The following is a 10,628-nucleotide window of genomic DNA, read 5'->3' on the forward strand; positions in this document are numbered from 1 at the left end:
CGGCAGCATCCTGGCGGGGAGCGCCCGTCGCCGATTCCTGCTGTGCCGTACCGCCAGCAATGGTCGATTCGGATTTCGGCCGCGAGGCCGGCGCCACAAGCGCATCGATGGCGTCGCGGCTTTCCACATCCGCGTCGGCCTTCTTGTCCTTCTCCAACCCGGTCGGAGCTTGCTTCGGCTCAGCCGGCTTCAGGGTCGCCGGCTTGTCGGCCAGCGTCTCGCTGATCTTCTCGTCGCCGCCGAATTTGGGCGGCTGTTCCCTCAGCAGATGGAAGGTGGCGTATCCGGCGATCGGCAGGGCGACGAGCCCGGCAAGGGCCGGCGTGGCAATGAGTTTCTTTTGCATGATCTCGCTCCAGAGCTTTTGTGCTCGCTCTGTGAGACGAAGCCCGCTAAGCGATCCTTGGGTGACAGCAGAAATATTTTCCTGATCGTAGGCGCGCAGGGCGACTTCGAAAGCACGCGCCTTGGCGTCCCGGGCGGGCGCCGGCACTGCGGCATCGCGCAATCTCTTGAGTTCGTTGTCGTCGACCATGGTCACACTTCCCCGGCCGAGCGCATCAGCGTCTTCAGCCGTTTCTTCGCTTCATGGATGTGCCAGGAAACCGTCGTCTCCGAGATCGCCATCGCCTCGGCGGCGGCCGCGTGGCTCAGGCCCTCGCCGTAGACCAGCAGCACCGCGTCGCGCTGCTTGTCGGGCAATTGCCGAACCGCCGCCCACAGCGCCTCGGCCGGGTCTTCCGGTTCGGCTGACGCCTCGCCCGAGATCAGCGCATGAACGCCATAAGCCTCGGTCTTGACGGTCTCGCGCGCGGTCTTGCGCATCATATCGCGCGCCGCATTCATCGTCACGGAATAGAGCCATGTTGTGAAAGCGCCGCCGCCGCGATAGTCGCGGATCGCCTTGCCTAACCGCACACAGACTTCCTGGGCGATGTCTTCGGCATCGGCCTTCCGGCCGCACCAGCGATAGGCGGCGCGATAGACGAAGTCGTAGTGACGCTCCAGCAATGTGCTGAAGGCCCCCCTGTCTCCGCCCTTCGCCCGTCCGATCAGTTCGGCGTCGGAGGCTTCGCTTTCATCCAGCATCATCGCCATCATTTGCCTGTTGGACGAAGGCTAATGGCTAATCCTTGGGACAATGGGAAGATTTTTTTGAAAACGGCCGGATCGTGACCACCCACGCTCCCGCTTGACACATACATATCTCGGCGGTTATACGTCAATCAATAGCCACCGGGTTATCGATCCCAAATGACCAACGCTCACGATGTCCTGTTCAGAACGCTCTCCGATCCGACGCGTCGCGCGATCTTCGAGCGCCTGTGCCGGCAAGGCGAGCAGACGGTTGGCGCTTTGACAGCTCAGTCGGGTGTCTCGCAGCCAGCGGTGTCGAAGCATCTCGGCGTGCTCCGGCAGGCCGGACTGGTGCGCGACCGCCATGAGGGACGGCAGACCCATTATAGCGCCCAGCTCGCAGCGCTTTCTCCCCTGACCGACTGGACGAACCAGATGAACGCGTTCTGGCAAAGCCGGTTCGACGACCTCGAGAATTTGCTCAAAAGAATGGACCAATGATCAACACTGCGACCGAAACGCGCTCCGTCATCGTCGAACGTGAAATCCCCTATCCGCCGGAGAAGATCTGGCGTGCCCTCACCCAACCGCATCTGATCGAGGAGTGGCTGATGAAGAACAACTTCAAGCCAGTCGTGGACCACCGTTTCAATCTCAGCGCGGACTGGGGCGGCGTCGACTGCCAGGTCCAGACGGTCGAGCCCAACAAGATACTGTCCTACACCTGGGACACCAAGGATCTCGAGAGCGTCGTCACCTGGACGCTCACCGCTACGAGCACGGGAACCCATCTGCGCATGGAGCAGACGGGCTTCCGGCCGGATCAACAGCCATATTTCCGCGGCGCCACGGTCGGCTGGCAAAGGTTCCTTACTGCCCTGGAGGACGTCCTGGCGCGGCTGGATTGAAACCGCCGGCAAGCGGATTGCTGGTCCGCTTCGGCTCTTTTTGACGGGAGGTGCCATTGGACTGGAACAAGTGGATCCGGCAAATTCATCGCTGGCTGTCGATCATCTTTACGCTGACCGTCATCGCCAACTTCGCCACCATGGCATTTGGGCAGCCTCCCGCCTGGGTGGTCTACTCGCCGCTCTTGCCGCTCTTCCTGCTGCTGTTCAGCGGCCTTTACATGTTCGTGCTGCCCTATGCCGCCAAGGGGCGCGGCGCGCAGCGTGCCGGCGGATAGGAGTGGGCAGAATGGCCAAGGCGCAGGGACAATCGACCACGGCCAAGGCTGCGCCGGTCCTGCTTTCGGGCGGCAACCCGCAAATCGCCAAGGGCGACGGCGACGCCCTGGTGCAGGCCTACATCGCTGCAATGCCGGGCCGGAAGCGTGGTCTCGGCGAGCGTCTCGACGCGCTCACCGTGCGCAACGTGCCTGACGTTCGCAAGGCCGTGCGATGGAACTCGCCATTCTACGGCATCGAGGGTCAAGGCTGGTTCGTGTCGTTTCATGTCTTCACCCACTACGTGAAGGTAACCTTCTTCAGAGGCATGTCGTTGCAGCCGATTCCACCCGGCGGCACGGCGAAAAGCAAGGACGTTCGCTGGATCGACATCCGCGAAGACGATGCGTTCGACGAGGCGCAAATGGCGGACTGGATCAAGCAGGCCGCTGCCCTGCCCGGCTGGATTCCGTAGCGGTCACAGAGGCAAGAATACGACAGAGGAGAAAGTGCGATGAAGATCAAGCTAACCAGCGTGTATGTGGACAACCAGGAAAACGCGCTGCGCTTCTACACCGACGTGCTGGGCTTCACCAAGAAGGCCGATTTCAGCAACGGGCCCTATCGCTGGCTGACCGTGGCCTCAGCTGAAGAGCCTGATGGAACGGAGCTGCAGCTCGCGCTCAACGACAACCCGGCCGCCAAAGCCTATCAGGAAGCCATCTTCAAGCAGGGTCAGCCCGCGGTCATGTTCTTCACCGACGACGTCAAGGGCGACTATGAGCGCATCAAGGCGAAGGGTGGCGCGTTTATCAAGCCGCCGACCGAGGTGACCGGTTCGACCATCGCCCAGCTGAACGACAGCTGCGGCAACCTCGTTCAGATCACCCAGCTGGCGCGCTGGTAACGGGCGGCGGTTGAAACGCGTCGAGGCATAGGAAGGCACCCAATGAACCCATCCGAACAGATCGACCAGCTGATCGCCGGCCTCACGGACTGGCGCGCCGAGATGCTCGCTGGCATCCGCAAGACCATCCTTGCAGCCGACCCGGACATCGTCGAGGAGTGGAAGTGGATGGGCAGCCCGGTATGGTGCCTCGACGGGAACATCGTGGTCGGCAACGCCCACAAGGACAAGGTGAAGCTCACCTTTTCCCACGGCGCGAGCCTGCCGGACCCCGACAAGCTGTTCAACAACGGTTTTGGCGGCAAGGTGTGGCGGGCAATCGATATCCTTGAGGGCGATAAGCTCGATGAGCGTGCCCTGAAAGACCTCGTCCGTGCCGCGATCGACTACAACCAGGCCAAAAAGAAGAAGAAAGCGCCGGCGGTTACTCGGGCGAAGGCGCAGAAGTAAGACTATGAAGCTGGTCGTGGATCGGCGCTTTCGACCCTAAGCCGCCTGCCCCGCCACCCAGCCCGACGACCACGCCCACTGGAAATTATAGCCACCCAGCCAACCCGTGACATCGACGGCTTCGCCTATGAAGAACAGGCCCGGCACGGATTTCGCCTGCATCGTTTTCTGCTCCAATCCGTTGGTGTCGACCCCGCCCAGTGTCACTTCGGCGGTGCGGTAGCCCTCTGAACCGGCAGGCTTGATGCGCCAGTCATTGACCGCAGCGGCGACGGTTTTGATCTGGGCATCGGAAAGATCGGCAAGGTTGCCGTCGATCCCGGTTCGCTCGGCTATCGACTGCGCCAGCCGCTTCGGGAGATGATTTGCCAGCACGGTCTGCACCGCTTGCCGTCCATTTCCGCGCTTGGCGATACGAATGATTTCCGCCACATCAACTCCCGGCAGCATGGCAATGCGGATTTCATCCCCCTCGCGCCAATAGGAAGAGATCTGCAGGATGGACGGTCCGCTGACACCGCGATGCGTGAACAGCATCGCTTCGGAAAACCGCGTCTTGCCGCAGGCGACTTCCGCGTCCACGGCGTTGCCGGCCAGGGGCGCCAGGCGCTCGAGCGTGTTTGCATCGAAGGTCAGTGGCACCAGCGCCGGCCGCGTTTCGACAACGGCAAGGCCGAACCGTTCGGCAAGCTCATAGCCGAAGCCGGTCGCCCCCATCTTGGGGATCGACTTGCCGCCGCAGGCCACGACAACGGACTGGCAAGTGACCGTGCCCGTGGAGAGGATGAGCACAAACCCCTCCTCGGTCTTGCGGACATCCTCAACCCTGGTCGACAGTGCCAGCTCCACGCCCCTGTCCTGCATTTCCGAGATCAGCATGTCGATGATCTGGCGTGCGGAGCCATCGCAGAACAGCTGCCCCAGTGTCTTTTCGTGATAGGCGATGCGGTGGCGTTCGACGAGCGCAATGAAATCGCGCTGCGTATAGCGGCTGAGCGCCGAGATGCAGAAATGGGGATTGTCCGAGAGAAAGTTCTTCGGGCTGGCATGGATGTTGGTGAAATTGCACCGGCCGCCGCCGGAGATGCGGATTTTTTCGCCGGGCATTGCCGCATGATCGAGGATCAGCACCGAACGGCCGCGCTTGGCCGCTTCCACGGCGCACATCATTCCGGCGGCACCCGCGCCGATGATCACGACATCATAGGATTGCATCAGGCTATTCGTTCCCGCTCGACCCGCTAATCCGGGGCCGCGCCATTAGTGCTGCCTGATAGCGCGAACGGGACGAGCAGCCAACAGGCAAGAACAGCCGCGGAAAGGCTTAGATCAGGGTCTCGGCGAACAGCGTCGTCAATCGCTTCCAGTGGCGTTCCGCACCCGCGGCATTGAAAACGCTATGATCGGGTACGCACCAGCCATGCGCCATACCGGCATAGTTCTCGATGACATGGTCGACTTCCGCAACCCGCAGCGCCTCGGCCAGTCGCGCGGACTGTTCCGGCGGGAAACTTCTGTCGACGCCGGATGTGCCGACATAGACACGCGCCTTGATGGAGGCCGCCTTGCGATGCGGGCTGTCGGCGGCGTCGCTGGCCAGATTGCCGCCATGGAAGCTCGCGGCCGCCTCTATCCTGTCGGGATAGGTTGCGGCGGCATTCAGTGCCCGGCCGCCACCCATGCAGTAACCAACGGTGCCGACCGGTCCGGTGACGCCCTCGGCAGCAAGTGCATCGAGGAATGCACCGCTGTCGCTGATAGTCATATCCTGCGAGGTGCCTGTGACCAGCGCCATCAGCGCCGCCTTGGTCTTTTCCTCGACGAAGGCGGTCTTGGCGTCGAACGGCCCGTAAGGCGCATTGCGGTAGAACAGGTCGGGCACCAGCACCGCATAACCTTCATTCGCCAGCCGCTCAGCCATGCTGCTGAGCGCCGGCCGCGGACCGAAAGCATCCTGATAAAGAATGACGCCAGCCTTGGCCGGAGATGCGTTTGCCGAGCGGAAAAGCCCTGCTTTGGCAACGCCATCCCTGGTCTTGATCTGAAGGTCCTGCTTCGTCATCGCCCGCTCCGTTCGATTGATGCGCGATACATATCCGGCCAAGCCGATACGGCAAGGCGTTCCCTGAACGCGGCAGTCAACATTTCGTGCAGGATTGCGTGACGCGTTATCGGTCGTCGGCGCGCACGGTCCGTGCGCCCACATGCAGCGCGTGGCCGGCGCCGAACCCCATGATGGCGGCGCCAAGCCCGAGCGCTACAAACAGGAGGGCCGACGCCGAAAAACTGCCGGTCCAGCCACGGATCAACCCCACCAGCAGCGGGCCGAAGGCCGCCAGAACATAGCCCACACCTTGCGCCATGCCCGAAAGATGCGCCGCCACATGCGAATCCGGCGAACGCAGCACGATCAGGCTCATGGCAGCCGCGATCAGGCCGCCCTGCCCGATGCCTTGCAGGACCGCCCAGAACAGCACGGTCGAGGTCGGAGCGAAAAGAATGCCGAGCAGCGCAATCACCGCTGTGGCAACGAGCGCCACATTGATGCCGCGCTGGTCTTTCAGCCGCATCGCAAAGGACGGCACGGCAAGGCACGTGATGACCTGCGCCATCACCGATACCGAAACCATGGCGCCGGCGGTGGCCGCGTCGAAACCGCGCTCGCGCAGGATCGGCGCCAGCCAGCCGAAGATGCAATAGGCAAGCGCTGACTGCAGCCCCATGAACAGCGTCACCTGCCACGCCAAGCGATCGCGCCAAAGCCCGACGACGCGAAACCCTTGATGGCTGACCTGCTGTCGGCTGCCGAGCGCCTGCGGAATCCATATCAACAGCACGACCAGCGTCGGCACCGCCCAGGCAGCGAGCGCTCCCGACCATGAACCCGTGACCAAATGCTCGATCGGCAGTGTGAAACCCGCGGCGGCGGCCGAACCGGCGCAGAGCGCCATGGTGTAGAGCCCGGTCATGACGGCGGCCCTGTCGGCAAAATCACGCTTCACCAGGCCCGGCAGCAGGACGTTGCCGATGGCTATGGCACCGCCGGCAAGGAAGGTGGCGACAAACAGCAAGGGAACCGATTCGAACCAGCGCAGCCCGGTGCCCAGCACCAGCAAGGTGAGCGCGCCGAGCAGCGTGCGTTCAGCCCCATAGCGTTGGGCAAGTTTTGGCGCGAAGGGCGCAAACAGACCCAGGCACAAAACGGGCAGCGTCGTCAGCAGGCTGGCGCCGGTCGTTGAAAGACCGGTTGCCTGCATCACTTCCGGCAACAGCACCGACAGGCTGGAAAACAGCGGCCGCAGGCAGAAGGCGATCAGCACAAGGCTCGCGCCAAGCACAATACGTGCTGCACGGCTGCGCAGTTCAGGCGGCTGCGGTGCGGGCAGGCTGTCGACTTCCGCATCGATGAGCTCCAGCCCCTTGATGGCCTCGGATTGCGGCTTCGGGTCAGGCTGACGAAAACTCTGGTTCATTGCGAAAGCAGTCTTTCAAGTTGGGTAAGCACCGGCGCCATGAAGGCGCGGACGGCGGCAACCGCGCGCTCGGGATCGCTAGCGGCAATGGCCTCGACGATTGCCGCATGCGCCTGCTGGTCCGGTTCGGGCAGATTGCCGTCGAGCGTGGCGTGGATGGTCTCGGTGATGGCGGCGGTGAAGAAGTCGTAGAGCTCCATCATCGCCCTGTTGCCGGACGCGGCAACGACGGACTTGTGGAAAGCAAGGTCGCGGCGGATGAAGGCATCGCTTCCGCCGTCCGCGACGGTGCCGCGCTCGGCAAGCAGTTGGCGCATCCCTTCGAGATCGGCTGGCGTGTGGCGCAAGGCGGCGAGCCGTGCCGCCTCCAGGTCCAGCGCTGCCCGTGCCTCCCACTGATCGCGTAGGCCGCTGCGCTTGACCCGGTCGAGCGCGGCAGAGGTATCGACGGCAGAGCGCACATAAGTGCCCGAACCCTGGCGCGTATCGAGCAACCCTTGCGAGACCAGCACCCGCACCGCTTCACGCACCGTGCCACGGCTGACCGACAAAAGGTCGGTCAGGGCTGCCTCATTGGGAATACGCTCGCCGACGCCCCAGCGGCCGCTGACGATCTCGGCACGCAGGCTTTCGGCGGCGCTGTCGGTAAGATTGGTTCTGGTGGCGGGTTGCATCGAGCCTATTCATCAAGTCATCTGATGACTTGATGAATAGGCTCGCTTCTGTCGATCGTCAAGGCGCTCTTTTGGAACCCACAGTCACGCACCGATGCAAAACCCGTAAGGCAGGTTTCGATCAGCCGGCCACCGCCGCAAAGCTTGCCATGTGAAACGCCTGGACCTCCGGCGGATAGCGATAGGCCGTGCCATAGGGACAGGCATTGCGGTCGAGGCAGCCGCTGCTGCGGCACGGTTCGCCATTCGCTCCCCGCACCTGCGCCAGACAGGATTGATGGGCGAATCCTTGCCCGGAATAGGCGTCGACCGGGCACGATTTCAGGCAGGGTTTCTCGACACAGCTATCGCAAAGATGGGGCGCTGCCTCAGCGGCTTGAACCGAAAGCTCGTCGTCGAACAGCAGCGCACCGCGATAGGCATGCCAGAACCCGTATCGCGGATGCATGAGGATACCGAGCGGTGACGGCCTCAACCCCTCCGCCCGCATCGCCCATTGCTGGAACGGCAGATATGGCCTGTCGGAAGGCGAAACGGCCCGCGCTCCGAACGTCTCCGCCACCGCGCCGATCACTTCGCGCGACCAACTGTCGAGCGGATCGGCGATGGTCCGTGGTTGCTTTTCCCGCCAGCGCAGGAAATGCGGCCAGGGTGCCGCGCCCGCCTGCCCCACCAGTAGGACGGCCGCTGCCGGCGCACCCGATGATCCCGCTGGCGGCGCATCGCCTGGCGCAAAATTGAAGCCGCCACGAAGGATAAGGCCGTTGGCAAGGAGCGCCGCAGCAATGCCGTCAATGCTGCCGGCAGGCACAATCATTCCTTCTTGACCGGATCGGAGAACGCGCTCCGCCAGACTTCCTTGTGGATGATGTTGGCGACTTTAGCCCCGCCTGATTCGGGCTCCTTTCAAGTGAAGGCGTCGGGCATCGACCCCTTCTTCTTGGCGATGAAGTCCTTCAAGGCTTCGTCGATGCTCGGATCGAGATGCGGCGCCTCGTAGCTTTCCAGCCAGCGGCGAGCGAGATCGTTTGCGCGCTGGGGTGCTGTCTTCTCGCCTTCGGCCAGCCACTGCTCGTAGGAATTGTTGTCGGCGATGTTGGAGCGGTAGAAGGCGGTCTGGAAATTAGCCTGGGTGTGGTCGCAGCCGAGATAGTGGCTGCCTGGGCCGACCTGGCGGATGGCATCCATCGCCTGGCCGTTTTCCGACAGATCGACGCCTTCGGAGAATTTCTGCGTCATGCCGAGCTGGTCGATGTCCATCATGAACTTTTCGTAGCAGGAGGCCAGCCCGCCCTCGAGCCAGCCGGCCGAATGCAGCACGAAATTGGTGCCGGCCAGAATGGTCGAGTTCAGCGTGTTGGCGCTTTCATAGGCCGCCTGCGCATCCGGGACCTTGGACGCGCAGAGCGAACCGCCGGTGCGGAACGGCAGGCCGAGGCGGCGCGCCAGCTGTGCGGCGCCATAGGAAACCAGCGACGGCTCCGGCGTGCCGAAGGTCGGTGCGCCCGACTGCATCGAGATCGACGAGGCGAAGGTGCCGAACAGCACCGGCGCGCCCGGCCGGATCAGCTGCGTGAACGAGGCGCCGGCCAGCACTTCGGCCAGAACCTGCGTCAGCGTGCCGGCCACCGTCACCGGGCTCATCGCGCCGGCAAGGATGAACGGCGTGACGATGCAGGCCTGGTTGTGGCGCGCATAGACTTTCAGCGCGCCGAGCATGGTCTCGTCGAACACCATCGGCGAGTTGGCGTTGATCAGGCTGGTCAGCACCGTGTTGTTTTCGACGAAATCGTCGCCGAACACGATCTTGGCCATGGCGACGGTGTCTTCGGCGCGCTCCGGCGCGGTCACCGAACCCATGAACGGCTTGTCGGAATATTTGATGTGGCTGTAGATCATGTCGAGGTGGCGCTTGTTGACCGGCACATCGACCGGCTCGCACACCGTGCCGCCCGAATGGTGGATCGACGGCGCCATATAGGCAAGCTTCACGAAATTCTGGAAATCCTCGATCGTCGCGTAACGCCTGACGCCATCGAGGTCACGCACGAAGGGCGGACCGTAGACCGGCGCGAAAACGGTGGCGTTGCCGCCGATCTGCACCGAGCGCTCGGAATTGCGGGCGTGCTGGGTGTAGACGGACGGCGCGGTCTTGAGCAGCGAACGGCACAGACCCTTCGGAAAGTGCACGCGCTCGCCCTTGACGTCGGCGCCGGCCTCTTTCCACAGCTGCAGCGCTTCCGCGTCATCGCGGAAGATGATGCCGATCTCCTCAAGCACCGTGTCGGTGTTCTTCTCGATCAGCGCCAGGCCTTCCTCGTCCAGCACCTCATAAACGTTGATCTTGCGCTTGATGTAGGTGAGCTGCGTGCCCGGACCGCCGCCCGAACGTGCTGCCCGCCGGGCAGCAGCCCCGCCGCTGGCGCCGCGCCCACGTCGCGCGTTTGACGCTTCCTGATCGACTGCCGCGTGTTCGCTCATGGTGGTTCTTCCCTGAATTTGTTCTTGTCTGGAATCCATAGCGGCTGCCTCTCGCCGCTTCTTGCCAGATCGTAGCCATGCACCCTATTCGAAACGGCCCGCCAGCGCCAACGCCTGTCGCAAAATCGACAAGAATTCCAAGAGAGTTACGGTCGCTTTCCTTTTGCGGGAAGTCGCAAATCAGCTATGGATACATGCCCTCAGCGGGTTAGGTATGAACGCGAATATTTTGTGCTTTGCGACATGGTCGCGATGCCGGCAGGAGCTCGATACAAATGTCCGACGACGAGATCATCCTTTCCGAACTTTCCGACGACGAGTTGGTGCAGCAGATGCACGACGATCTCTATGACGGGCTGAAGGAAGAGATCGAGGAAGGCACCAACATCCTGCTCGAGCG

General features: G+C 62.9%; 13 protein-coding genes and 2 pseudogenes. 7 read left to right on the top strand and 8 right to left on the bottom strand.

What is annotated here, in order from left to right:
* Both EN993_RS37880 and EN993_RS21500 read right to left on the bottom strand, forming a co-directional pair.
* Positions 1 to 535: pseudogene (locus EN993_RS37880) on the bottom strand (VWA domain-containing protein); the annotation flags it as partial.
* Positions 536 to 537: 2 nt separating this feature from the next.
* On the bottom strand, positions 538 to 1,098 hold the full coding sequence (locus tag EN993_RS21500) for an RNA polymerase sigma factor (RefSeq protein ID WP_127264762.1): 561 nt from the start codon (positions 1,096 to 1,098) through the stop codon (positions 538 to 540).
* 156 nt (positions 1,099 to 1,254) lie between these two features.
* On the opposite strand from EN993_RS21500, the gene EN993_RS21505 reads away from it, so the two are divergent.
* Genes EN993_RS21505 through EN993_RS21530 form a run of 6 tightly spaced genes read left to right on the top strand, consistent with a single transcriptional unit; the run spans position 1,255 to position 3,600 of the window.
* A complete protein-coding gene (locus EN993_RS21505; RefSeq protein WP_126069390.1) occupies positions 1,255 to 1,578 on the top strand; it encodes a metalloregulator ArsR/SmtB family transcription factor in 324 nt (107 codons plus the stop codon).
* Entirely contained in the window at positions 1,575 to 1,985 is a 411-nt protein-coding gene (locus tag EN993_RS21510; protein WP_127264763.1) for an SRPBCC domain-containing protein, read from the top strand. Before EN993_RS21505 ends, EN993_RS21510 begins: the two co-directional genes overlap by 4 nt.
* Before the next feature lie 56 nt (positions 1,986 to 2,041).
* Positions 2,042 to 2,263 (top strand): hypothetical protein, encoded by a 222-nt coding sequence (locus tag EN993_RS21515; RefSeq protein ID WP_109669416.1) that lies wholly within the window; start codon positions 2,042 to 2,044, stop codon positions 2,261 to 2,263.
* Positions 2,264 to 2,274: 11 nt separating this feature from the next.
* On the top strand, positions 2,275 to 2,718 hold the full coding sequence (locus tag EN993_RS21520; protein ID WP_126069392.1) for a DUF1801 domain-containing protein: 444 nt from the start codon (positions 2,275 to 2,277) through the stop codon (positions 2,716 to 2,718).
* 39 nt (positions 2,719 to 2,757) lie between these two features.
* On the top strand, positions 2,758 to 3,150 hold the full coding sequence (locus tag EN993_RS21525) for a VOC family protein (protein WP_126069393.1): 393 nt from the start codon (positions 2,758 to 2,760) through the stop codon (positions 3,148 to 3,150).
* 42 nt (positions 3,151 to 3,192) lie between these two features.
* Positions 3,193 to 3,600, top strand: a complete 408-nt coding sequence (locus EN993_RS21530) for a DUF1801 domain-containing protein (protein WP_109669409.1) — start codon at positions 3,193 to 3,195, stop codon at positions 3,598 to 3,600.
* A 36-nt stretch (positions 3,601 to 3,636) separates the two neighbouring features.
* Here the strand turns inward: EN993_RS21530 and EN993_RS21535 are convergent, their stop codons facing one another.
* From EN993_RS21535 to EN993_RS21560, 6 genes are all read right to left on the bottom strand, one after another.
* Positions 3,637 to 4,815, bottom strand: coding sequence for an NAD(P)/FAD-dependent oxidoreductase (locus EN993_RS21535; RefSeq protein ID WP_127264764.1), 1,179 nt, complete (start codon positions 4,813 to 4,815; stop codon positions 3,637 to 3,639).
* A 109-nt stretch (positions 4,816 to 4,924) separates the two neighbouring features.
* On the bottom strand, positions 4,925 to 5,662 hold the full coding sequence (locus tag EN993_RS21540) for a dienelactone hydrolase family protein (protein WP_109669404.1): 738 nt from the start codon (positions 5,660 to 5,662) through the stop codon (positions 4,925 to 4,927).
* A gap of 106 nt (positions 5,663 to 5,768) precedes the next feature.
* A complete protein-coding gene (locus EN993_RS21545) occupies positions 5,769 to 7,073 on the bottom strand; it encodes an MFS transporter (protein ID WP_127264765.1) in 1,305 nt (434 codons plus the stop codon).
* Entirely contained in the window at positions 7,070 to 7,747 is a 678-nt protein-coding gene (locus EN993_RS21550; protein WP_127264766.1) for a FadR/GntR family transcriptional regulator, read from the bottom strand. The genes EN993_RS21545 and EN993_RS21550 overlap by 4 nt, the downstream gene beginning before the upstream one ends.
* Before the next feature lie 121 nt (positions 7,748 to 7,868).
* Complete coding sequence (locus tag EN993_RS21555) at positions 7,869 to 8,564, bottom strand: hypothetical protein (RefSeq protein WP_127264767.1); 696 nt, start codon at positions 8,562 to 8,564, stop codon at positions 7,869 to 7,871.
* 89 nt (positions 8,565 to 8,653) lie between these two features.
* Complete coding sequence (locus EN993_RS21560; RefSeq protein WP_127264768.1) at positions 8,654 to 10,228, bottom strand: trimethylamine methyltransferase family protein; 1,575 nt, start codon at positions 10,226 to 10,228, stop codon at positions 8,654 to 8,656.
* A gap of 275 nt (positions 10,229 to 10,503) precedes the next feature.
* On the opposite strand from EN993_RS21560, the pseudogene EN993_RS37885 reads away from it, so the two are divergent.
* Positions 10,504 to 10,628, top strand: a pseudogene (locus EN993_RS37885) (cobalamin-binding protein); the annotation flags it as partial.

Source organism: Mesorhizobium sp. M7D.F.Ca.US.004.01.2.1 (assembly GCF_003997785.1).
GTDB lineage: Bacteria > Pseudomonadota > Alphaproteobacteria > Rhizobiales > Rhizobiaceae > Mesorhizobium > Mesorhizobium loti.

Bases quoted from the DNA above. Each gene is read 5' to 3' on its own strand.
- EN993_RS21500 (WP_127264762.1), bottom strand. From the start codon at position 1,098: ATGGCGATGATGCTGGATGAAAGCGAAGCCTCCGACGCCGAACTGATC.
- EN993_RS21505 (WP_126069390.1), top strand. From the start codon at position 1,255: ATGACCAACGCTCACGATGTCCTGTTCAGAACGCTCTCCGATCCGACG.
- EN993_RS21510 (WP_127264763.1), top strand. From the start codon at position 1,575: ATGATCAACACTGCGACCGAAACGCGCTCCGTCATCGTCGAACGTGAA.
- EN993_RS21520 (WP_126069392.1), top strand. From the start codon at position 2,275: ATGGCCAAGGCGCAGGGACAATCGACCACGGCCAAGGCTGCGCCGGTC.
- EN993_RS21525 (WP_126069393.1), top strand. From the start codon at position 2,758: ATGAAGATCAAGCTAACCAGCGTGTATGTGGACAACCAGGAAAACGCG.
- EN993_RS21530 (WP_109669409.1), top strand. From the start codon at position 3,193: ATGAACCCATCCGAACAGATCGACCAGCTGATCGCCGGCCTCACGGAC.
- EN993_RS21535 (WP_127264764.1), bottom strand. From the start codon at position 4,815: ATGCAATCCTATGATGTCGTGATCATCGGCGCGGGTGCCGCCGGAATG.
- EN993_RS21540 (WP_109669404.1), bottom strand. From the start codon at position 5,662: ATGACGAAGCAGGACCTTCAGATCAAGACCAGGGATGGCGTTGCCAAA.
- EN993_RS21545 (WP_127264765.1), bottom strand. From the start codon at position 7,073: ATGAACCAGAGTTTTCGTCAGCCTGACCCGAAGCCGCAATCCGAGGCC.
- EN993_RS21550 (WP_127264766.1), bottom strand. From the start codon at position 7,747: ATGCAACCCGCCACCAGAACCAATCTTACCGACAGCGCCGCCGAAAGC.
- EN993_RS21555 (WP_127264767.1), bottom strand. From the start codon at position 8,564: ATGATTGTGCCTGCCGGCAGCATTGACGGCATTGCTGCGGCGCTCCTT.
- EN993_RS21560 (WP_127264768.1), bottom strand. From the start codon at position 10,228: ATGAGCGAACACGCGGCAGTCGATCAGGAAGCGTCAAACGCGCGACGT.